Below are 21323 nucleotides of genomic sequence, written 5' to 3' on the forward strand. Positions count from 1 at the left end.
GATGCGTGTCTCCTATGCGTACCTCGTGGCCGCCGGCCTCACCGCGATCAGCGCCGCCGTGGCGCTCTGGGCGTGGCTCGCCCTGCCGCTCGGCGCCGGCGTGCCGGTTCACGTCCTCGGCCTCGACGGCGTCCGCCATACCGAGAGCTCCCGGACCCTGGTGTGGCTGCTGCCCGCCGTCTCGACGGTGGTGAGCCTGGCCTTCATGGCCGGCGCCCGGCGGCGCGGCGTCGAACGGGCGACGAAACCCTACGAGACCACCCTGATCGCGATCACCGGCCTCTTGCTGGTGACGGAATACGCCATGGTTGGCCGCGCCTTCGATCCAGCCTTCGAGGTGATCCGCCCGGTGGCGACCGCCACCGGCGCGCTGCTGCTGATGGTCGGCAACTTCCTCGGCAAGGCCCGGCAGAACGCGGTGTTCGGCATCCGCACGCCCTGGACGCTGGCCGACGCCTCGATCTGGGACCGGACCCATCGCTTCACCGGCCGGGCGATGTTCGCCGGCGGCCTGGTGCTGATCGCCGCGAGCTTCATCCTGAGGGATGGCCCGGCGCTGGGCGCCGCCATCGCGGCCTGCGCCGCGATCCCGCCGCTCGCCGGAGTCGCCTATTCGGCGAGCCTGCACCGGAGGCGCGCGTCATGAAGACCCTCGTCGCTCGCGAAACGCTCGCCGTCCTCTGGACCGGAGCCCTGGCCATCGGCGTCACGGTGCTGGTCTCCGGGATCTGGGCGGGGCTGCTGTCGGCCAATCTCGCCGTGAGCCCGGCGGTCCCCTGGTCCGCGGCCGTGGTGGCCCTCGTCCTCTTCGCGCTCTGGTCCTGGCTCGGCGGCCGCTTTGGTCCGAGGCGCACCCAGGCGGCGCGCCGCGCGCTGCTGCGGGCCGAGCCGCCGGCCGCGCCGGTCTTCGCCTGGGCCACGGCCGCGGGCGTCCTCTGGGTCGTCGCCCTCGCCGGCTTCTGGATCGTGCTGCACCGACTGGTCGCGACGCCCGGCAACCCCGGCGCGGACTTCTCCAGGCTGCCGGCCGCCACCCTCGCCGTCTTGCTGGTCGCCTCGGCGATCTCGGGCGCGGTGTCGGAAGAGGCCGGCTTCCGCGGCTATTTCCAGGGCGCGCTGGAGCGGCGGGGCTTTGGCGTCTTGGCCGTGCTCGCCACCGCGTTGGTGATGGCGCCGGTCCATGCGCTCACCCAGGGGTTCGTCTGGCCGACGCTCCTGTTCTACCTGCTGGTCGACGGCATGCTGGGCGCGCTCGCCTATGTCACGGGATCGATCCGTCCGGGGATCCTGGTCCACGCCGTCGGCCTGCTGGTGTTCTTCGCCCTGATCTGGCCGCAGGACGCGCACCGCTCGCTGATCTGGACGCACGGCTTGGACGCCGGGTTCTGGATCAGCGTGGTCCAGACCGTCGCCTTCGGCGCGCTCGGCGCCCTGGCCTTCCTCCGCCTGACACAGCTCGCGAAACGCGGATCGCCGGCTGTGCCGACCGCCGGACGGTTCGCGGCCGCCTGAGCGGCAAACGAGGGGCGGCGAATTGGCCGACCCGCCTGGAATACGTCGTCGAGCTGCCTCAGGGCCTTAGCGGCCGCGGTCGATCCACAGCCGGCGGCCGGGATAGTCGATCACCAGCCGGCCATGGCCGAACAGGTCGGCGCCCAGGACGCCGTCGACCTGGGCGCCGGATTCCTCGGCGACCACGCCCAGGATGTCGGTGACCACGACGTCAGCCGCCGGCCAGTCGGCCGAGCCGATCTGCACCCTGGCCCGCGCCGCGCGGCCGTGCGAGCGGGTTCCCCCGGCCCCGCCGAAGGTGACGTAGCGCCCCGCCGCGCTCACGCCGGCCCGCCGCGCCGCCTCCGGCGACAGCAGCGTCAGCACCGCGCCGGTGTCGACCACCATGGAGAACGGCCCGCGGCCGTCGATCATCGCCGAGACCAGGCTCAGCGGCCGCTTGGGGGCGATCGTCATCGGCAGCGCGGCCGCGGGCGGACCGGGCGCGGCGTCGAAGTCGACCTGATGGGTCCGGTAGTCGAGGCTCACCACGCGCGAGAGCGCGAAGACCTGGCCCACCACGGCGTCCACCCGGACAGGAACCTGGTCCGAGACCTTGTCGACCGCGTCGGAGACGCCGGTGGAGACGTCCGAGAACGCGATCGGCCCCAGCCGGAAGCTCGGCATCCGCGCCGGCGAGAAGCGCGCCGGCGCGCCGCCCGCCGTGCCGCGGATCACCACCTCCGCCTCGCCGGTCGGTCGGGCTCCCGCCGCGGCCGCCGCGCGCCTGCCGACGATGACGATGAACGGCGTGGCGTCGCCGGTGTCGAACATCACCCGCAGCTGACGCCCGTGCTCGGCCGCGCCGGAGAGCATGACGAACGGCGCCTCGGCGGCGGGGACGTGGAACGGAAGCGCGCTCAACTCGCCGGGCAGGCGGCGGCTTGCGGGCCCGCGGAGGGCGCAGGCGACCAGGCGCCAAGCACGATCACCGCCGAGCCATGGTCAGACGCTGCCGGTGCGCAGGACGAGGCGCCGGCGAACCGCTGCGCCTGGGCGATCTCGTCGGGTTTCATGTGCGGGGCGATCTGCGCCAGGATCTGCTCGGCGTCATGTCGGCCGACGGGGTCGGCGGTCGGATTGGCGCCGGCGGCGGCGGTCCAGACGTAGGCCGCGATCAGGTCGCGGGGCGCCAGCCTTCCTTCGGCGTAGGCGACACCGAGCCGGAGCTGCGCCTGGGCGTCGCCGCCCTGAGCGAGCCCGCGCAGCTGAGCGAGGACGACCTGCGCCGGGGTGGCGTCCGAGACCGTCCATGGCGGCCCTGCGGCGGCCAGCGAGCGGGCGCCCGACAGATCCAGGGTGAACGGCTCCAGGTGCAGATGCGCGCCCTGGGTCCCGTGCGCGCCCTCGGCGAAGATCCGGCGGAACGGCGCACCGGAGCGGCGCAGCCTGGCGGCGGCGGCGTCGACGCCCAGACCTTCCACGACCGCGTCGTAGGCGCCCGGCGCGCCGGGCCGGCCGCGGGAGTGCTGCGAGATCGCCCCCGGCCGCACGGTGAGCGCGCCCTCGGCGCGCAGCTCGGCCTCGCGCTCAGGCGTCCGATAGCCGCCGGTCTCGCGCCACTTGCCGGGCCCGAACACCGAATCCATCACCGCCTTGAAGCGCACCTGCGTGGTGGCGGGCGCGGCGGCGGACGGCTGGCTCCGGCGCAGCGGGACGGCGTCCTGCGCGCAAGCGGCGCCGGCCAGCGCGGCGGACGCAACGGCGGTGATCAAGGCGGTTCTCACGAGCGCCCCCGGCTCGACATCGCCCGCAAGAAAAGCGCGAATTCCCCGCGCCGACAACCGCGGCGGACTGGCGCGCCGGCCAGCGGACGAAGGCGCCCTGCGCCCGGGCGCGAACTCGCCTATATCTGCGCCCCATGCCGCCCCGCCTTCGGCCGACCCGGATCGAACACGTCGTCGATGGCGTGCGCCTGCGCGCCCAGCTCTCGGCGGCGGCCCTGGAGCATGTCGGCGACGAGAACGGGCAGCGCAAGGCGGCTCTGAAGATCCTCAAGGACGCCTTGTTCCGCGGCCGGATGATCGCCAAGGAGCGGCTGGAGAACGGCGCCGGCGGCATCGAGACCGCGCGGCTGCTCTCCGGCGTGACGGACGAGGTGGTCTGCGCGCTCTGGGACTTCACCACCGTGCACGTCTTCCGCGCCCGCAATCCGACGGAAGGCGAACGGCTGGCGCTGCTGGCGGTCGGCGGCTACGGGCGCGGCACGCTGGCGCCGTTCTCCGACATCGATCTCCTGTTCCTGCGGCCCTACAAGCAGACCGCCCACGTCGAGAGCGTCATCGAGTTCATGCTCTACGCGCTCTGGGACCTGGGATTCAAAGTCGGCCACGCCTCGCGCACCATCGACGAGTGCGTCAAGCTCGCCCGCGAGGACTTCACGATCCGCACCGCGATCCTGGAAGCCAGGCGGCTGACCGGCGACGAGGCGCTGGCCGCCGGCCTGATCAAGCGCTTCCAGGCCGAGGTGGTGAAGGGCACCGGCGCGGAGTTCGTCGCCGCCAAGCTCCGCGAGCGCGACGAGCGGCATGCGCGGGCCGGCGCCTCGCGCTACCTGGTCGAGCCGAACGTCAAGGAGGGCAAGGGCGGCCTGCGCGACCTCAACACCCTGTTCTGGATCGCCCAGTACCTGCATCCCGGCGAGCCGATCGAGAAGGTGATGCAGCTGGAGATGTTCACCGGCCGGGAGGTGCGGACCTTCATCCGCGCCTTCGACTTCCTGTGGGCGGTGCGCTGCCACCTGCACTTCGCCACCGGCCGGCCGGAGGAGCGGCTGACCTTCGACCTGCAGCCGGAGATCGCCCGGCGGATGGGCTACGGCGACCGCGGCGACGCCCCGGCCGTGGAGCGGTTCATGCGCCGCTACTTCCTGTTCGCCAAGGAGGTGGGGGCGCTGACCCGGGTGTTCGCGGCCAAGCTCGAAGCCGAGCGGGTGAAGTCCGAGCCGAAGGGGCTGTCGCGCCTGCTGCCAGGCCGCAAGATCAAGCGCAAGCCGCTCGATGTGCCCGGCTTCCACGAAGTCGGCGGGCGGCTGGACGTGGATGGCGCCGAGGTCTTCGAGCGCGATCCGGTGAACCTGCTGCGCCTCTTCCAGATCGCCGACGAGCGCAACCTCGACCTGCACCCCGACGCCTTCACCGCTGCGACGCGGGCGGCGCCGGCGATCACCTCGGCGGTGCGCCGCGACCGTCACGCGGCCAAGGTGTTCCTGGACATCCTGGCGCGCGGGCGCGACCCGCAGCGGACGCTGACGCTGATGACCGAGGCCGGGGTGCTCGGCCGGTTCATCCCGGAGTTCGGCCGCATCGTCGCCCAGATGCAGTTCAACATGTACCACTCCTACACGGTGGACGAGCACACGCTGCGGGCCGTGGGCATCATCGCCGAGGTCGCCGCCGGTCGCTTCGTGGAGGATCACCCGCTCTCCACGGCGGTGATGCCGCTGATCGCCGACCGCGAGGCGCTGTACCTGGCCATGCTGCTGCATGACACCGGCAAGGGCGGGGCCGGCGGCCAGGAGAAGGCCGGCGCCCGGGCGGCGCGGCAGGCGTGCGAGCGGCTGGGGCTGGAACGCTCGAAGATCGAGCTCGTCGCCTGGCTGGTGGAGCACCACCTGGTGATGAGCGACTTCGCCCAGAAGCGCGACGTCTCCGATCCGCGCACGGTGGCCGACTTCGCGCGGATCGTCGAGACGCCGGAGCGGCTGCGGCTCTTGCTGGTGCTGACGGTGGCCGACATCCGCGCGGTCGGCCCCGGCGTCTGGAACGGCTGGAAGGGCCAGCTGATGCGCGAGCTCTATCGGGCGACCGAGGCGGTGTTCCGCGGCGGCCGCGGCTCGGAGGCGGCCGCCGCGGCGCTGCGGCGCTATCACGAGAACGCCGCCTACGACGCGCGCGTGCGGCTCGCCAAGGCGGATCCGGCGACCGAAGCCTGGGCCGACGCCATGGAGGACGCCTACTTCACCGCCTTCACCGAGGCCGAGGTGCTGGACCACGCCGCCCTGGCCCGCCGGGCGCTGGAGGCCGCCGGGGCCGCCGCCGAAGGCCGCGTGCGGCCCGACCGCAACGCCGCCGAGGTGGTGGTCGCCGCCGCCGACCGGCCGCGGCTGTTCGTGGACCTCGCCGCGGCGATCACCGGCGCGGGCGCGAACGTGGTCGGGGCGCGGGTGTTCACCTCGCGCGCCGGCGAGGCCCTGGACGTCTTCTACGTGCAGGACGTCACCGGCGAACCCTATGGCGCCGACGACGCCCGGGCGCTCGCCCGGCTGGTGCGGGCGCTGGAGGCCGCCGCGCGCGGCGAGCCGGTCCCGCGCGAGCCGCGCCGCTCGGCCGACCTCGGCCGCAGCGCCGCCTTCGACATCACGCCGTCGGTGAGCTTCGACAACGACGCCTCCGAGACCGCCACGGTCGTGGAGGCCTCGGGTCGCGACCGGCCGGGCCTGCTCGCCGCGCTCGCCGGGGCGATATCCGACGCCGGCCTGTCGATCGTCTCGGCCCACATCGACGGCTATGGCGAACGCGCCGTTGACGCCTTCTATGTCGTGGGCCCGGAGGGGACGAAGATCACCGACGCGCGCAAGCGCAACCCGCTGCGCAACGCCCTGATCGCGGCGATGGTCGAAGCGGACGGCGAACCCGCGGGCGGCCGGCGCGCCAATTTGCAGCGCGCCAGGGCGAGCGTCGCACGCTAGCCTGCCGCGCGTGACCGAGACCCCGATTCCCGTGAGCCAGACCCGGGCCGCCCGCAAGCCAAGCGCCGTCAAGCCGAACGCGGTGCGGACCGGCGGCCTGATCCGCTCCTCGATGATCTATTCGGGGTTCACGCTGATCAGCCGGTTCGTCGGCTTCGCCCGGGACCTGGCGCTGACCGCCGTCATGGGGGCTAGCCAGACCATCGCCGCGGACGCCTTCAACACGGCGCTCGCCTTCCCCAACCTGTTCCGGCGGATCTTCGCCGAGGGGGCCTTCGCGGCGGCCTTCGTGCCCGCCTATTCGCGCAGCCTGGAGAAGGACGGCGAGGTGGTGGCCGACGTGCTGGCGGCGGACGCCATGGCGGTGCTGGCTGCAGCCACCCTGGCGCTGACCGTGGTCGCCGAGCTGACCATGCCGTGGCTGATGTACTTGATCGCCCCGGGCTTCGCCGCCAACCCCGAGAAGTTCAAGCTCGCCATCCTGCTCACCCAGATCACCATGCCTTACCTGCCATGCATGGCGATCTACGCGCACCTGTCGGGCGTGCTGAACGCCCGCAACCGCTTCATCCTCTCGGCCGCCGCGCCGATCCTGCTGAACCTCTGGACGCTGATGACCGTGCTGCCGGCCCACTCGCCCGTGCGGGCCGCCGAGTGGGGCGGGGTGGGCGTGATCCTGGCCGGCATCACCCAGGCGGCGCTGCTCTGGTGGGGCTGCCGGCGGTCCGGCGCGCACGTCGGCTTCCGCTGGCCGCGGCTGACGCCCGAGATCAAGAGGTTGATCATGCTGGCGGTGCCGGGCGCGATCGCCGCCAGCGCCACCCAGATCAACATCTTCGTTTCCGGCATCCTGGTCAGCCAGGTGAACGGCGCCCGCACCTGGCTCACCGTCTGCGACCGGCTCTACCAGCTGCCGCAGGGGCTGGTGGGCGTGGCGATCGGCGTGGCCCTGCTGCCGCAGCTCTCCCGCGCCGCCGGCGCCGACGACCGGCAGGCCACGCGCACGGCCATGGACCAGGCGATCATCTTCGCCCTGGCGCTCTGCCTTCCGGCCGCCGCCGCCCTGGTCTCGATCCCCTATTTCCTGATCGACGCGCTCTACACCCGCGGCGAGTTCACCGTCGGCGACGCCCACCACACGGCCGCGGCGCTGCTGCAGTACGGCTGGGGCGTGCCGGCCTTCGTGCTGGCGCAGATCTTCAACCGCGCCTTCTTCGCGCGGCAGGACACCAAGACGCCGATGCGCTTCGCCCTGATCACCGTGGCGGTGAACATTCCGCTGGCGATCGTGCTGTACCGGGCGGTGGGCGTCCCGGGGATCGCCGCCGCGACCGCCGCATCCTGGTGGCTGAACGTGCTGATGATGGCCGAACGACTGCACCGCGACGGCCACTACACGCCGAGCCCGCGCGCCGTCTCCAAGACCCTGCGGATCGTGGCGGCGAGCCTGGTCATGGGCGCCCTTCTCGGGCTGGCCTCATACGAGCGGCCGCTCATCCAGCATCTCCTGGCGCCGGTCTCGCTCGGACATCCGAAGGAGCTCGCTATCGTGCTGGTCTGCGGAATCTGCGGCGGCGCCTACCCTTTCCTGCTGTTCGCCTTCGGCGGCCTCACGCTCACCGAGATCCGGACCGGCCTGCGCCGCGCCCGCGGGCAGCGCTCCGGTCCCGCCGCGGACTTGCCGGAAGGCTGAGGCTGGCTTAGAGGCTAGCCGCCATGGCTTCGACGAACACCCGGCGATGGCGGGCCTGATCCGCTGATCCGCCCGGGCCTTGCGCCCGCCCGTCCGTTCGTCCGAAAAGCCTGATCTCATGACCGACCAAACCCCGGCGCCCTTCGCGGGCCCCAAGCGCGTGCTCTCCGGCGTTCAGCCGACCGGCGACCTGCACCTCGGCAACTATCTCGGCGCGCTGGTGAAGTTCGCGCGCCTGCAGCACGAGATCCCGACCTTCATCTTCGTGGCCGACCAGCACGCGATCACCGAGTGGCAGGACCCGGCCAAGCTGAAGGGGCAGGTGCGCGAGATCACCGCCGCCTACCTGGCGACCGGGCTGGACCCCAAGGTGGCGACCATCTTCGCCCAGTCGGCGGTTCCCGAGCACACCGAGCTCGCCTGGGTGTTCGACTGCGTGGCCCGCATCGGCTGGCTCGACCGGATGACCCAGTTCAAGGACAAGGCCGGCAAGCACAAGGAGCGGGCGAGCGTCGGGCTCTACGCCTATCCGGTGCTGCAGGCGGCCGACATCCTGCTCTACAAGGCGACCCACGTGCCGGTGGGCGAGGACCAGCGCCAGCACCTGGAGCTGACCCGCGACATCGCCCAGAAGTTCAACCACGACTTCGGGGCGCCCGGCTTCTTCCCGCTCCCTGACGCGCTGACCCAGGGCCCGGGGGCCCGGATCATGTCGCTGCGCGACGGCCGCGCGAAGATGTCCAAGTCGGACCCTTCGGACTATTCGCGGATCAACCTGACGGACGACGCCGAGACCATCTCGCAGAAAATCCGGAAGGCGCGCACCGACCCCGATCCCTTGCCGGCGAGCCTGGACGCGCTGGAGGGCCGACCGGAGGCGCAGAACCTGGTCGGCGTCTATGCGGCGCTGGCGGGCAAGGCCCCGCAGGCGGTGCTGGACGAGTTCGCGGGCCAGGGGTTCGGCGTGTTCAAGCCCAGGCTCGCCGACCTCGCGGTCGAGGTGCTGGGCCCGATCGGAGCGGAGATGCGCCGCCTGCTCGCCGATCCGGCCGAGATCGACCGCATCCTGGCCGACGGCGCGGCGCGGGCCCGCGCCCTCGCCCAGCCGACGATGGCCGAGGTGCGCAAGATCGTGGGGTTCTGGAATTCCTAGTTGCCTCCCTGCCTCTCTCCATTACGGGAGGGACGCTTGCATCACGCCCCCCCAGCGCTCACATCTTCCCCATGTTCATTCAGACTGAAGCCACGCCGAATCCGGAAGTCCTGAAGTTCCTGCCTGGCCGCGAGGTGATGGGCGAGGGCAGCCGCGACTTCCGCGACGCCGACGACGCGTCCGCCTCGCCGCTGGCCGCCGAGATCTTCGCCATCCCGGGGGTCACCCGCGTGTTCTTCGGGCCCGACTTCATCACGGTCGGCAAGCTGCCCGGCCGCGACTGGGCCCACGTCAAGGCGCCGATCCTGGCGGCGATCATGGACCACTTCACCTCCGGCGTGGCGCTGTTCGCAGGCGACGGCGAGGCCGTGGGTCACGACGAGGGCGCCTACGAAGGCGAGACGGCCCAGATCGTCGCCGAGATCAAGGACCTGCTGGACACCCGCATCCGCCCGGCGGTGGCGCAGGACGGCGGCGACATCCTGTTCAGCCGCTTCGACGCGGCGACCGGGGTCGTGTGGCTCAACATGCGCGGCGCCTGCTCCGGCTGCCCGTCCTCCACCGCCACCCTGCGCGCCGGCGTGGAGAACATGCTCAAGCACTACGTGCCGGAAGTGACGCGGGTCGAGCAGACCTTGTAAATCGGCGGCGTGATCGTCCTCGGCCTGGACACCTGCCTTTCCGTCTGCTCGGTCGCCGTCATGGACGGAGAGCGCGTGCTGGCGCACGCCTCGGACGTCATGGCGCGCGGCCACCAGGAGCGGCTCGCGCCGATGGCGCAGGCGGTGATGCGCGAGGCGGGGCTGCCCTTTTCCGCCCTGGAGCGCATTGGCGCGACCGTGGGCCCGGGCTCGTTCACCGGCCTGCGGGTCGGCATCGCCTTCGCCAAGGGCCTCGCCTCGGCGCTGGCGATCCCGGCGGCCGGCGTCGGGACGCTGGAGGCGCTCGCCGCCGACATCGACGGGCTGGTGTTCGCCGCGATCGACGGCCGCCGCGACCAGGTCTACTGCCAGGCGTTCGAGGCGGCCGAGCCGCTGATGGCGCCCGACATCCTGCCCGTTAGCGCCGCCGCCGCCCGGCTCGTCGAGATCCGTCAGGGCCGCGCGCTGACGCTGGCCGGCTCCGGCGCCGGCCTGCTGGCCGCGGCCGCTCCCGGCGCGATGGTAAACCCCGCCGAGGGCGCCGATCCGCGCGCCGTCGCGCGGCTCGCGGCCCGCCGCAGCCCGGGCCCGCTGGTCCCGCTCTATCTGCGGGCGCCGGACGCCCGCCCCTCGGTCGCGAATGCGCCATGAGCCCGGAGCTGGTCATCGCCTGGGCGACGCCGGCCGAGGCCGCCGCCATGGCCGAGGCGCACGGCGGCGCGTTCGAGGACTCCTGGCGCGAGGAGGATTTCGAGGACCTGCTGGACGGCGCCGGCATCTTCGGTTTCGTCGCCAAGGCCGAGGCGCCGGCGGGCGTGATCCTCTGCCGGATCGCCGCCCAGGAGATGGAGGTGCTGACTCTCGGCGTCGCGCCTGGCGCGCGCCGCCGCGGCGTCGCCAAGGCGCTGATGGAGGCCGCCCTAGCCGCCGCCCGCCGGGCCGGCGCCAAGGCGGCGTTCCTGGAGGTGGCGGTGGACAATCCCCCCGCGGTCGCGCTCTACGCAGGGCTTGGATTCCGGCAGGCTGGGCTCAGGCGACGCTACTACGACCGGGGCGGCGGGGTGTTCGTGGACGCCCACGTCATGCGGCTCGATCTTAACGACCCCGCGGGTTGAGCCTATCCTGGCGCAATGGACACCCACGGAGCCCACGTGCCCGACCGCATCGAAAAGCTCTGTGTCGAACAGGGCATGCGCATGACCGAGCAGCGGCGGGTGATCGCCCGCGTGCTCTCCGAGGCCCACGACCACCCCGACGTGGAGGAGCTGCACCGGCGCGCCCACCAGGCGGATCCGCACATCTCGATCGCCACGGTCTACCGCACGGTGCGCCTTTTCGAGGAGGCCGGGATCATCGCCCGGCTCGACTTCCGTGACGGCCGCTCGCGTTACGAGGAGCAGCCGGAGGTCCACCACGACCACCTGATCGACATGAAGACCGGCAAGGTGGTGGAGTTCGTCGACGAGGAGATCGAGGCGCTGCAGGAGGCGATCGCCCGCAAGCTCGGCTACCGGCTCGTCGACCACCGCCTGGAACTCTACGGCGTTCCGATCGAGGAATGATCGTTGCTCCCCCTGGGGGGGAGGAACTTGCGCGCCGGAACCCTCACCCCCATAACCCCGGCCATGTCCGCCCACGCGCGCAAGCGCCTCTACATCAAGACCTACGGCTGTCAGATGAATGTCTACGACAGCGAGCGCATGGCCGACGTGTTGGCGCCGCTGGGCTATGGGCTGACGGAGCGGCCCGCGGACGCCGACCTGGTGGTGCTCAACACCTGCCACATCCGCGAGAAGGCGACGGAGAAGGTCTACTCCGAGCTCGGACAGCTGAAGCGGCTGAAGGAGGCCCGCGCCGCGGCGGGCGGCGAAATGACCATCGCGGTGGCGGGCTGCGTCGCCCAGGCCGAGGGGGAAGAGATCATGCGCCGGCAGCCGGCGGTCGACCTGGTGGTTGGCCCGCAGGCCTATCACCAGCTCCCCGAGCTGATCGCCCGCACCCACAGGGCGCGCGGCGAGCGGCTGGCGGCCGACTTCGCGCCGCAAACCAAGTTCGATGCGCTGAGCCCCGAACGGCGGCCCGGCGGCGTGGCGGCGTTCCTGACGGTGCAGGAGGGCTGCGACAAGTTCTGCACCTTCTGCGTGGTGCCCTATACGCGCGGCGCCGAGTGGTCGCGGCCGGCCGAGGCGATCGAGGCGGAGGCCCGCGCCCTGGCGGCCCGGGGCGTGCGCGAGGTCACCCTGCTGGGCCAGAACGTCAACGCCTACGCCGGCGAGGGCGGGCTCGCGGGCCTGATCCGCCGCCTGGCCCGCATCGAGGGACTGGACCGCATCCGCTACACGACGAGCCACCCGCGCGACATGGACCAGGCCCTGATCGCCGCCCACGCCGAGGTCCCCGAGCTCATGCCCTACCTGCACCTGCCGGTGCAGGCCGGTTCCGACCGGGTGCTGAAGGCGATGAACCGCGCGCACACCGCCGGCGGTTATCTCAGGCTCATCGAGACGATCCGAGCGCACCGGCCGGACATCGCGATCAGCGGCGACTTCATCGTGGGTTTCCCGGGCGAGCGGGAGGCGGACTTCGAAGCGACCCTCGAGCTGGTGCGCGAGGTGGGCTACGCCCAGGCCTTTTCCTTCAAGTATTCGCGCCGGCCGGGCACGCCGGCCGCGGCCCTGCCGGGCCAGGTCCCCGAGGCGGTGAAGGAGGCGAGGCTGCATCGGCTGCAGGCCCTGCTCGAGGAGCAGCAGGGCGCGTTCAACGCCGCCCAGGCCGGCCGCACGCTTCCCGTGCTGTTCGAGAAGGCTGGCCGGCGCCCCGGCCAGCTGGTCGGCCGCAGCCCTTACCTGCAGGCGGTGCACGCCGAGGCGCCGGATCGCTTGATCGGACAGATCATTGCGGTGCGTGTGGAAAGCGCCGCCGCGCACAGCCTGGCCGGCCGGCTCGAAGCTGGGCTGGAGATCGCCTGAAGGACATGAATTGAGCCGCGCGCCCGAGTTCATCCCGCTCTCCGACGCCGCCGTCCGCGCCGTCGCCGGCGCCAATTCCCGCCACGCCGCCCTGATCGAGGACGCCTTCGGCGTGCTCCTGGAGACCCCTGGCGGCGGCGTGTCGCTGTCGGGCGACGCGAAATCGCGCGGCCAGGCGAAGAAGGCGGTGCACGCCATCGCCGACCGGGCCGACCAGGGCCTGGAGATCGTCGAGGCCGACGTGCGGGTGGCGATCGGCGCCGCCAAGACGGGCGGCGCGGCGGCCGGCGGACTGCCGGTCGGCCGGCGCGGCCAGGTCGCGCCCAAGACCGCGGCCCAGGCCAATTACCTGCAGGCGCTGGCCCGGTGCGAGCTGGTGTTCGGCCTGGGGCCGGCGGGCACCGGCAAGACCTTCCTGGCGGTCGCGCACGGCGCGGGCCTGCTCCTGCGCGGCGAGGTGGACCGGCTGATCGTCTCGCGGCCGGCGGTCGAGGCCGGCGAGCGGCTAGGCTTCCTGCCCGGCGACCTCACCGAGAAGGTGGATCCCTACATGGCGCCGGTCTGGGAGGCGCTGACCGAGATCCTCGGCGCCGAGCAGCTGCGCCGCCGCCGTGAGAAGGGCGAGATCGAAGTCGCCCCGATCGCCTTCCTGCGCGGCCGCACGCTCTCCCACGCCTTCATCATCGTCGACGAGGCGCAGAACGCCACCCGGCTGCAGATGAAGATGGTGCTGACGAGGCTGGGCGAAGGGGCGCGCATGGTGGTCACCGGCGATCCCACCCAGATCGACCTGGTCAATCCGAACGACAGCGGCCTGGCCCACGCGGTGGGTCTGCTGGACGACGTCAAGGGCATCGGCATCGTGCGCTTCTCCGCCGAGGACGTGGTCCGCCACCCGCTGGTGGAGCGCATCGTGCGCGCCTACGACGCCGACGCCGCCAAGCGCGGGCGCAGCTTTTGATCGAGGTGGAGATCGAGGACGCCGCCTGGACGGCCGCCCAGCCCGATGCGGAACGCCTGGTCAGAGCCGCCGCGGAGGCGGCGCTGGCGCACGAGCTGAGGAGCGACGCGCTGGTCACCGTCCTGCTCGCCGACGACGCGCACGTGCGCGAACTCAACGCCCGCTTCCGCGGGCTGGACGCACCCACCAACGTGCTCTCCTTCCCGGCGCCGGCGAACCCCGAGAGCCTGCTGGGCGACGTGGCGCTGGCCTACGGTGTCTGCGCGCGCGAAGCCGCCGAGCAGGGCAAGCCCCTGGCGCACCACCTGCAGCATCTGGTGGCGCACGGGGTGCTGCACCTTCTAGGATATGATCATCTGAGCGATCCGGAGGCCGAGGAGATGGAGGCCCTGGAGCGACAGGTCCTGGCGGGATTGGGGGTGCCGGACCCCTATTCGGCCGGCGAGGAAGATGATGACGGACCCTGATCCCGCCAGCCAATCCGATCGGTCTCGACGACGAGGCTGGTTCGACTTCTTCACCCGCCGGCGGAGCGAGCCCGAGCCGGTCTCGGCCATGGCCGAGGAGGCGGCGGCGGTCGCCGACGAACTGGTGGTGCAGGCCCGCGCCTTCGAGGACGTCCGGGTCGAGGACGTCATGAAGCCCCGCGCCGACATCGTGGCGATCGAGAAGGCCTGCAGCTTCGCCGAGCTGGTGGCGCGCTTCGTCGAGGCCGAGCACTCGCGGATGCCGGTCTACCAGGAGACGCTCGACGAGCCGCTGGGCGTGGTTCACGTCAAGGACGTCTTCAAACTCCTGGCCCAGAAGGCGCGCCGACCGAGGCCGGACGACAAGGTGCTGCAGGGCCGCCGCGGGCTGGTGCGCGAGGCGCTCTATGTGCCCGGCTCGATGCCCGCCGCCGACCTCCTGGCGCGTATGCGCGCCAGGCGCATCCACATGGCGCTGGTGATCGACGAGTTCGGCGGCACCGACGGCCTGGTGACGCTGGAAGACCTCCTGGAGATGCTGGTCGGCGACATCTCCGACGAGCACGATCTGGCGGAAGACGAGGTGGCGAGCCCGCTCGTCGAGGCGGAGGGCGTCTGGGTGGTCGACGGCCGCGCGCCGCTGGAGGAGCTGGAGGCCGCGCTGGGCGGCGTCGATCTCGCCCCCGCCGACGTCGGCGAGGAGATCGACACGGTCGCCGGCCTGGTGAACACGCTGGCCGGCCGCGTGCCGCAGCGGCGCGAGACCATCGCCCATCCCGGCGGCTTCCTGATCGAGGTGCTGGCCGCGGATCCGCGGCGCGTGAAGCGGGTGCGCATCCGGCGCGCCAAGCCGCCGTCGACGGCGGTCTGAGCCGCGCGTGGCGAGACCCGTCTCCCCTTGGACGCTCCGGTTCGCGGCGCTCGGCGCTGGGCTCGCCGCCGCGCTCGCCCATCCGCCGTTCGGCGTCCTGCCGGGGCTCTTGGGCTACGCCCTGCTGCTCTGGCTGCTCGATCGCGCCGGGCCGCGGCGGCTGCGCTCGGCCTTCTTCCGCGCATGGCTGGCGGGGGTTGGCTACTTTGGCCTCGGCTGCTGGTGGATCGTCGAGCCGTTCTTCGTCGACGCCAAGGACCAGGCCTGGATGGCGCCGATCGCCCTGCCGCTGACCGCCGGCGGGCTCGCGCTGTTCTGGGGCCTGGCGGGCCTGCTCTATCGGGCCGTAGCGCCGCGCGGATGGGCGCGGGTGATCGTCTTCGCCGGCGCGCTGGCGCTGTTCGAATGGCTGCGCGGACATGTGCTGACCGGCTTTCCCTGGGACCTGCCCGGGGAGACCTGGCGCGCCGGCTCCGCGCCCTCGCAGGCCGCAGCGCTGGTCGGGGCCTATGGGCTGAGCTGGATCACCATCGTGCTTGCCGCCGCCCCGGCGCTGCTGTTCGACCCGGTGACCCGCCGCCGGCGAGCCGCCATGGCCGCGGTGATGCTGGCGCTGCTCGCCGTGCTCTACGGCTTCGGCGCCGCCCGCCTCGCGGGAGGAGAGCCGGCTCCGGGCGCCTCGCCGATGATCCGCGTGGTGCAGGCCGACATCGACCAGAAGGACAAGTGGCGGCCGGAACACCTCGCGGCCATCTTCCAGACCTACGTCGAGCTTTCGCGCCGGCCGGCGCCGACGCATCCGGATGTCGTGATCTGGCCGGAGGGCGCGCTGCCGGCGGTCATCGACGAGCTGCTGGCGCCGGACAGCCCCTACGGGCCGCGCTTGCGCGACACCGTCGACCCGGGCCAGACGCTGATCCTCGGGGCCAACCGCGCGCAGCCGAAGGCGGACGGCGGCCTCGCCTACTTCAACAGCCTGATCGCCTTCCGCCGGGAGGCCGGGGGGCTGAAGGTCACCGCCGTCTACGACAAGTACCGGCTGGTGCCGTTCGGGGAATACATGCCGCTCGGGGCGCTCGCCTCGAAGGTGGGGTTCCGCAGCCTGGTGCACATGCCCGACGACTTCTCCGCCGGGCCGCCGCCCCGGCCCGCGACGCCGGCCGGCCTGCCGCCCTTCCAGCCGCTGATCTGCTACGAGGCGTTGTTCCCCGGCTTCACCCGCGAAGGGGCGGCGCGCGCGGACCTGCGTCCGACCTGGATTCTCAACATCTCCAACGACGCGTGGTTCGGCCGCACGTCGGGGCCGCTGCAGCACCTGAACCTCGCGAGCTACCGGGCGATCGAGGAAGGCCTGCCGATGGTGCGGGCGACGCCGACCGGCGTGTCGGCGGTGATCGACGCGTTCGGGCGGACCGAGCCCGGCAAGCGGCTGGGTCTTGGCGACTTCGGCGTGATCGATGCGCGCCTGCCGCCGGCGCTCGGCCCGACGCCCTACGAACGGCTTGGGGATATCCCGTTCTGGAGCCTCGTCGCACTCTCCGCGTTGATCGCGGCTGCCGAGCGGGCGCGCCGACTTGGCGGGACATAAGGATGTCTTTATAGGTTTTCGCATGCCGACCGGCCCGCGGCGTCCGCCGCACGGCCCAGCCTCCCGGAGTCCGACTTGAGCCGTTCCAGCTACATCTTCACCTCGGAAAGCGTCTCCGAAGGCCATCCCGACAAGGTCGCCGACCGCATCTCCGACACCGTGGTCGACGCATTCCTGAGCGCGGAGCCGGAGGCGCGCGTCGCCTGCGAGACTCTGGTCACCACCAACCGCATCGTGCTGGCCGGCGAGGTGCGCGCGGGCCGGCCCGGCGGCTCGAAGGGCGAGAACAAGTCGCTGACCAAGGAGATCGTCCGCTCGCTGGAGCCCAAGGTCCGCCAGGCCATCAAGGACATCGGTTACGAGCAGAAGGGTTTCCACTGGGCCAAGGCCAAGTACGCCTGCTACCTGCATGCCCAGTCGGCCCACATCGCCCAGGGCGTCGACGCCTCCGCCAAGAAGGAGGAGGGCGCGGGCGACCAGGGGATCATGTTCGGCTACGCGGTCGACGAGACGCCGGAGCTCATGCCGGCCACCCTGCAGTACGCCCACAACATCCTGAAGCGGCTCTCGGAGGTCCGGCACTCCGGCGAGTGCGCCGTGCTCGAACCGGACGCCAAGAGCCAGGTCACCTTGCGCTACGAGGACGGACGGCCGGTCGAGGTGCTGAAGATCGTCGTCTCCACCCAGCACAAGAAGCGCATGGGGCTGCATTCGGTGACGCCCAAGCGGCTGCAGGCCGAGATCCGCCCGTTCGTCCAAGAGGTGTTCCCGGAGGGCCTGATCACCAAGAACACCGAGTGGCTGGTGAACCCCACCGGCCGCTTCGAGATCGGCGGACCGGACGGCGATGCGGGCCTGACCGGCCGCAAGATCATCGTCGACACCTATGGCGGCGCGGCGCCGCATGGCGGCGGCGCCTTCTCCGGCAAGGATCCGACCAAGGTGGACCGCTCGGCGGCCTACGCCTGCCGCTATCTGGCCAAGAACGTCGTCGCCGCGGGCCTCGCGAGAAAGTGCACCATCCAGATCTCCTACGCGATCGGCGTGGCCCAGCCGCTCAGCTTCTACGTGGACACCCACGGCACAGGCGAGGTCGATCCCGCCAAGCTGGAGACCGCTCTGCCGGCGATGATCGGCGGGGCGACGCCCAGAGCGATCCGCGAGCACCTGGGGCTGAACAGGCCGATCTACGCCCGCACCGCCGCCTACGGCCACTTCGGCCGCCAGCCGGACAACGAGGGCGGCTTCTCCTGGGAGCGCACCGACCTGGTCGACCAGCTGCGCGGGCTGGCGTAGCTCATTCCAACTAACTGATCGTGATCCCCGTGCTTGTCCCCGGGACCTGGAAACACGACCTCGGCTGAGGTCGCGCCAGCGTTCGGTCCTCGGCGTCTCTGGGTGGCCGGGGACAAGCCCGGCCATGACGGTTAGGTGGAACGATGTCGGACCGTCCCCAACTCCGCACCTACGGCCGCACCAAGGCGCGGCCGATCAAGCCCAGGCAGGCGGCGCTCCTCGCGACCCTGCTGCCGGCGATCCGCGTTCCGGAGGGCCCGTTCGAGCCGGCGAGCCTGATGCCGGCGGCGCGAGAGGTCTGGCTGGAGATCGGGTTCGGCGGCGGCGAGCACCTGGCGGCGCAGGCGGCGGCTCATCCTGACGTGCTCATGCTCGGCGCCGAGCCGTTCCAGAACGGGGTGGCGAGCGCGCTTCGCCATATCGAGGCTCAGGCGCTGCGGAACGTCCGCATCCATGCCGGCGACGCCCGCGAATTGCTAATCCAGCTGCCGGAGGCGAGCCTCCAGCGCATCTTCATCCTGTTCCCCGACCCCTGGCCGAAGACGCGGCACCACAAGCGACGGCTGGTCCAGGCGGACACCGTGGCCGAGCTGGCCCGCGTGCTAACGCCGGGCGGCGCCTTGCGTTTCGCCAGCGACTGGGCCGAGTACGTGGACTGGGCGCTGGCGCGGTTCCTCGCCAGTCCCGCTCTGCGCTGGACCGCCGAGCGGGCGAACGACTGGCGCGCCCCGCCAGCCGATCACGTCGCGACCCGCTACGAGCAAAAGCACCTGGGCGACTGCGCGCCGGCGTTCCTGGATTTCGTAAGGGTCTAGCGCGCCTTCGCCCGCTCGATGGCGGCGCGGATCAGGTCGGCGGCCTCCTCGGGGTCGGCCCAGCGGAGGATGTCGACCTTCTTGCCCTTCTCCAGGTCCTTGTAGTGCTGGAAGAAGTGGGCGACCTGCTCGGTGACGATCCAGGGCAGCGCGCGCCAGGAATCCACGCCCTCGTAGAACGGGTGCAGCTTGTCGACGGGGACCGCCAGGATCTTCTCGTCGCCCCCCGCCTCGTCGCGCATCAAGAGCGCTCCGATCGGCCGCGCCCGGATGATCGCGCCCGGGACCACCGGCGTCGGCCCGACCACCAGGATGTCCATCGGATCGCCGTCGTCGGCAAGCGTGTGCGGGATGAAGCCGTAGTTGCCGGGGTAGAACATCGCGGTGTGCAGGAAGCGGTCGACGAACATCGCCCCGCTCTCCTTGTCGAGCTCGTACTTCACCGGCTCGCCGCCCTGCGGAATCTCGATGAGGGCGTTGACGTCATAAGGCGGATTGGCGCCGACCGGGATCTTGGAGAGGTCCATGCGGGCGCATGTGGGGCAGGTCGGGAGACGAGTAAAGCTGCGGCTTGCGTTCGGCAAAAACCCAGCTGACAGTTGCGGGGGAATTGGGGGTTAGCCCATGCGGATGGCTGTGACCGGAGGCGTTCTGAGCGCCCTGCTCCCGACGCTTGCGCTGGCCGAGACGAAGGTCGACCTGGGCGACGGCGTTTCGGTCGTTTTCCCGAGCGCGCCGGCCAAGATGCACACGACGTCCGAACCGCCGGCGGGACCGGCGAAGGGCGCCGGGACGGAGTCGATCCGCTCCGTCGACACCTGGATGCTGCGGATCGGCGGCGCGACCTTTCGGGCCACGGCAATGACCCCGCGCGAGCAGCCCGGCGCACCGCGCGCGACGTGCGGCGATCCGCCTCTGCCCGTACCGCCCGGAACCATCAGCCCCTGTGACTCCGTCGGCCGCGATCTGGCCTCGCCGCCCGAGGAGCGTCGCGTGATGGGGAACGGCGCAGTCGTCCTGATCCGCACGGTCAAGGTCAATGGCCACATCTATGGCGTGACGTTCATGCGTAGTGGCGAGGGTCAGCTCGCCACGCTCGATCCGAGCCACGAGACGCCGCCGGAATCGGTCGGGGAAGCGTTCGTCAGCTCGTTCAAGGTGGCGACGCCGCCGGCGAAATAACGCCGCGCGCAATCGGGGCTGACAAGCGGCCCGGCCTCGCCTATATTCCTCGCAACATCGCTGATAGCGCTGGATGGCGCTTTCAAGCGGCGGGCTCCGGCCCGACCGCTTTTTTCTTTGCCGAAGGACGGCCGAGCTTCATGCGCGGGAAGACCGCCGAGGACGCAGGACTGCTGGAGTTGCTCGACCCCGTGGCTGAGGCGGCGGGCTACGCCATCGTGCGGTTGCGGCTGATGGGCGGCGGCGAGGCCCGGCGGCTGCAGGTGATGGCCGAACGCCCCGACGGCGAGATGGACATCGACGACTGCGCCACGCTTTCGCGCGCCATCTCCGAGGTTCTGGACGCCGCCGATCCGATCAGCGGCCGCTATACGCTTGAGGTCTCCTCGCCCGGGGTCGACCGGCCGCTCACCCGGATGAAGGATTTCGAGACCTTCGAGGGCCACGAGGCGCGCCTGGAGCTCGACCGGTTGGCCGAGGGCCGCAAGCGTTTCAAGGGCGCGCTGGCCGGCGTCGAGGGCGACAACGTCGCCATCGACCTGGAGGGCGAGGACTCGACCACGCTGATCCCGTTCGCCTGGATTGCCGAGGCGAAGCTCGTACTGACCGACGACCTTATGAAACGCGGGGCCGAAAGCCGCTCCGAGCGCCTGCAACATCAACACGACGAAGCGTCCGACTGAGAGAGAGACCCCATGAGCCTGACCGGCATTTCCGCCAACCGGCTTGAGCTTCTGCAGATCGCCGAAGCCGTCGCCCGCGAGAAGGCGATCGACAAGGAGATCGTCATCGAGGCGATCGAGGACGCCATCCAGAAGGGCGCCCGCGCCCGCTACGGCGCCGAGCACGACATCCGCGTGCACATCGATCCGAAGACCGGCGAGACCACGATCAAGCGCGTGGTCACGGTGGTCGCCGACGACGCGGTGTTCGGCGGCGGCGTCGACGAGGAGGGCAACGAACTGCCCTTCGAGGAGCCGGCCGGGATCATCCGGCTGGCCGACGCCAAGCGCACCGACAAGTCCGCCGAGATCGGCAAGACCTACGAGGAGGTCCTGCCGCCCTTCGAGTTCGGCCGGGTGCAGACCCAGATGGCCCGCCAGGTGGTCATGGGAAAGGTCCGCGACGCCGAACGCGAGCGGCAGTACGAGGAGTTCAAGGATCGGGTCGGCGAGATCGTCAACGGCGTGGTCAAGCGCGTCGAGTACGGCAACGTCATCGTCGACCTGGGCCGCGGCGAAGGCATCATGCGGCGCGACCAGTCGATCCCGCGCGAGAACTTCAATATCGGCGACCGGATCCGCTGCTACATCTACGACGTCCGCCGCGAGACCAAGGGGCCGCAGATCCTGCTTTCGCGCGCGCATGGCGGCTTCATGGCCAAGCTGTTCGCCCAGGAGGTGCCGGAAGTCTACGACGGGGTCATCGAGATCCGCGCCGTGGCCC

Annotated in this window: 22 protein-coding genes; 19 read left to right on the forward strand and 3 right to left on the reverse strand. The window is 71.6% G+C overall.

Annotated features, from left to right (window positions below; genetic code table 11):
* Position 1 precedes the first annotated feature (1 nt).
* Positions 2–646, forward strand: a complete 645-nt coding sequence (locus Q0W60_RS06670; RefSeq protein WP_297693836.1) for an SdpI family protein — start codon at positions 2–4, stop codon at positions 644–646.
* Complete coding sequence (locus Q0W60_RS06675) at positions 643–1512, forward strand: type II CAAX endopeptidase family protein (RefSeq protein WP_297693838.1); 870 nt, start codon at positions 643–645, stop codon at positions 1510–1512. The genes Q0W60_RS06670 and Q0W60_RS06675 overlap by 4 nt, the downstream gene beginning before the upstream one ends.
* 66 nt (positions 1513–1578) lie before the next feature.
* Here Q0W60_RS06675 and Q0W60_RS06680 read toward each other — a convergent pair whose 3' ends face one another.
* Positions 1579–2415 (reverse strand): retropepsin-like aspartic protease, encoded by an 837-nt coding sequence (locus tag Q0W60_RS06680; RefSeq protein ID WP_297693839.1) that lies wholly within the window; start codon positions 2413–2415, stop codon positions 1579–1581.
* A complete protein-coding gene (locus tag Q0W60_RS06685; RefSeq protein ID WP_297693841.1) occupies positions 2412–3266 on the reverse strand; it encodes a hypothetical protein in 855 nt (284 codons plus the stop codon). Before Q0W60_RS06685 ends, Q0W60_RS06680 begins: the two co-directional genes overlap by 4 nt.
* A gap of 146 nt (positions 3267–3412) precedes the next feature.
* On the opposite strand from Q0W60_RS06685, the gene Q0W60_RS06690 reads away from it, so the two are divergent.
* The 14 genes from Q0W60_RS06690 (at position 3413) to trmB (ending at position 18695) form a co-directional block, all read left to right on the forward strand.
* Positions 3413–6241, forward strand: a complete 2829-nt coding sequence (locus Q0W60_RS06690; RefSeq protein WP_297693843.1) for a [protein-PII] uridylyltransferase — start codon at positions 3413–3415, stop codon at positions 6239–6241.
* A gap of 10 nt (positions 6242–6251) precedes the next feature.
* On the forward strand, positions 6252–7934 hold the full coding sequence (murJ, locus tag Q0W60_RS06695) for a murein biosynthesis integral membrane protein MurJ (protein ID WP_297693844.1): 1683 nt from the start codon (positions 6252–6254) through the stop codon (positions 7932–7934).
* Positions 7935–8052: 118 nt separating this feature from the next.
* A complete protein-coding gene (trpS, locus tag Q0W60_RS06700; protein ID WP_297693846.1) occupies positions 8053–9087 on the forward strand; it encodes a tryptophan--tRNA ligase in 1035 nt (344 codons plus the stop codon).
* A gap of 71 nt (positions 9088–9158) precedes the next feature.
* Positions 9159–9728 (forward strand): NifU family protein, encoded by a 570-nt coding sequence (locus Q0W60_RS06705; RefSeq protein ID WP_297693848.1) that lies wholly within the window; start codon positions 9159–9161, stop codon positions 9726–9728.
* A gap of 12 nt (positions 9729–9740) precedes the next feature.
* A complete protein-coding gene (gene tsaB, locus Q0W60_RS06710) occupies positions 9741–10379 on the forward strand; it encodes a tRNA (adenosine(37)-N6)-threonylcarbamoyltransferase complex dimerization subunit type 1 TsaB (protein WP_297693874.1) in 639 nt (212 codons plus the stop codon).
* Entirely contained in the window at positions 10376–10843 is a 468-nt protein-coding gene (locus tag Q0W60_RS06715; RefSeq protein ID WP_297693850.1) for an N-acetyltransferase, read from the forward strand. Before tsaB ends, Q0W60_RS06715 begins: the two co-directional genes overlap by 4 nt.
* A gap of 15 nt (positions 10844–10858) precedes the next feature.
* The gene (locus tag Q0W60_RS06720) at positions 10859–11290 is read left to right on the forward strand and encodes a Fur family transcriptional regulator (RefSeq protein WP_297693851.1); all 432 of its coding nucleotides are present in this window, start codon (positions 10859–10861) and stop codon (positions 11288–11290) included.
* 63 nt (positions 11291–11353) lie between these two features.
* Entirely contained in the window at positions 11354–12697 is a 1344-nt protein-coding gene (miaB, locus tag Q0W60_RS06725) for a tRNA (N6-isopentenyl adenosine(37)-C2)-methylthiotransferase MiaB (protein ID WP_297693853.1), read from the forward strand.
* Between the two features lie 10 nt (positions 12698–12707).
* Positions 12708–13658, forward strand: a complete 951-nt coding sequence (locus tag Q0W60_RS06730) for a PhoH family protein (RefSeq protein WP_297693855.1) — start codon at positions 12708–12710, stop codon at positions 13656–13658.
* Complete coding sequence (gene ybeY / locus Q0W60_RS06735) at positions 13655–14125, forward strand: rRNA maturation RNase YbeY (protein WP_297693857.1); 471 nt, start codon at positions 13655–13657, stop codon at positions 14123–14125. Before Q0W60_RS06730 ends, ybeY begins: the two co-directional genes overlap by 4 nt.
* On the forward strand, positions 14112–14996 hold the full coding sequence (locus Q0W60_RS06740; protein WP_297693859.1) for a hemolysin family protein: 885 nt from the start codon (positions 14112–14114) through the stop codon (positions 14994–14996). The genes ybeY and Q0W60_RS06740 overlap by 14 nt, the downstream gene beginning before the upstream one ends.
* A 7-nt stretch (positions 14997–15003) precedes the next feature.
* Complete coding sequence (lnt, locus tag Q0W60_RS06745; RefSeq protein ID WP_297693861.1) at positions 15004–16584, forward strand: apolipoprotein N-acyltransferase; 1581 nt, start codon at positions 15004–15006, stop codon at positions 16582–16584.
* Between the two features lie 75 nt (positions 16585–16659).
* On the forward strand, positions 16660–17880 hold the full coding sequence (metK, locus tag Q0W60_RS06750; protein ID WP_297693862.1) for a methionine adenosyltransferase: 1221 nt from the start codon (positions 16660–16662) through the stop codon (positions 17878–17880).
* Positions 17881–18023: 143 nt separating this feature from the next.
* On the forward strand, positions 18024–18695 hold the full coding sequence (gene trmB / locus Q0W60_RS06755) for a tRNA (guanosine(46)-N7)-methyltransferase TrmB (protein ID WP_297693864.1): 672 nt from the start codon (positions 18024–18026) through the stop codon (positions 18693–18695).
* Here the strand turns inward: trmB and ppa are convergent.
* Positions 18692–19222, reverse strand: coding sequence for an inorganic diphosphatase (ppa, locus tag Q0W60_RS06760; RefSeq protein ID WP_297693866.1), 531 nt, complete (start codon positions 19220–19222; stop codon positions 18692–18694). The genes trmB and ppa overlap by 4 nt on opposite strands.
* 97 nt (positions 19223–19319) lie before the next feature.
* On the opposite strand from ppa, the gene Q0W60_RS06765 reads away from it, so the two are divergent.
* The 3 genes from Q0W60_RS06765 to Q0W60_RS06775 form a co-directional block, all read left to right on the forward strand.
* Positions 19320–19877, forward strand: coding sequence for a hypothetical protein (locus Q0W60_RS06765; protein WP_297693868.1), 558 nt, complete (start codon positions 19320–19322; stop codon positions 19875–19877).
* A gap of 140 nt (positions 19878–20017) precedes the next feature.
* On the forward strand, positions 20018–20560 hold the full coding sequence (gene rimP / locus Q0W60_RS06770; RefSeq protein WP_297693870.1) for a ribosome maturation factor RimP: 543 nt from the start codon (positions 20018–20020) through the stop codon (positions 20558–20560).
* A gap of 12 nt (positions 20561–20572) precedes the next feature.
* Positions 20573–21323: transcription termination/antitermination protein NusA (locus tag Q0W60_RS06775; RefSeq protein ID WP_297693872.1), on the forward strand; the 751-nt coding region annotated here is incomplete at its 3' end.

This window comes from Phenylobacterium sp. (assembly GCF_025934275.1).
GTDB lineage: Bacteria > Pseudomonadota > Alphaproteobacteria > Caulobacterales > Caulobacteraceae > Phenylobacterium.

Coding starts and splice junctions, on each gene's coding strand:
- Q0W60_RS06675 (WP_297693838.1), top strand. CDS start 643: ATGAAGACCCTCGTCGCTCGCGAAACGCTCGCCGTCCTCTGGACCGGA.
- Q0W60_RS06670 (WP_297693836.1), top strand. CDS start 2: ATGCGTGTCTCCTATGCGTACCTCGTGGCCGCCGGCCTCACCGCGATC.
- Q0W60_RS06765 (WP_297693868.1), top strand. CDS start 19,320: ATGCGGATGGCTGTGACCGGAGGCGTTCTGAGCGCCCTGCTCCCGACG.
- Q0W60_RS06690 (WP_297693843.1), top strand. CDS start 3,413: ATGCCGCCCCGCCTTCGGCCGACCCGGATCGAACACGTCGTCGATGGC.
- Q0W60_RS06705 (WP_297693848.1), top strand. CDS start 9,159: ATGTTCATTCAGACTGAAGCCACGCCGAATCCGGAAGTCCTGAAGTTC.
- Q0W60_RS06720 (WP_297693851.1), top strand. CDS start 10,859: ATGGACACCCACGGAGCCCACGTGCCCGACCGCATCGAAAAGCTCTGT.
- rimP (WP_297693870.1), top strand. CDS start 20,018: ATGCGCGGGAAGACCGCCGAGGACGCAGGACTGCTGGAGTTGCTCGAC.
- trmB (WP_297693864.1), top strand. CDS start 18,024: ATGTCGGACCGTCCCCAACTCCGCACCTACGGCCGCACCAAGGCGCGG.
- trpS (WP_297693846.1), top strand. CDS start 8,053: ATGACCGACCAAACCCCGGCGCCCTTCGCGGGCCCCAAGCGCGTGCTC.
- Q0W60_RS06715 (WP_297693850.1), top strand. CDS start 10,376: ATGAGCCCGGAGCTGGTCATCGCCTGGGCGACGCCGGCCGAGGCCGCC.
- Q0W60_RS06740 (WP_297693859.1), top strand. CDS start 14,112: ATGACGGACCCTGATCCCGCCAGCCAATCCGATCGGTCTCGACGACGA.
- miaB (WP_297693853.1), top strand. CDS start 11,354: ATGTCCGCCCACGCGCGCAAGCGCCTCTACATCAAGACCTACGGCTGT.
- ppa (WP_297693866.1), bottom strand. CDS start 19,222: ATGGACCTCTCCAAGATCCCGGTCGGCGCCAATCCGCCTTATGACGTC.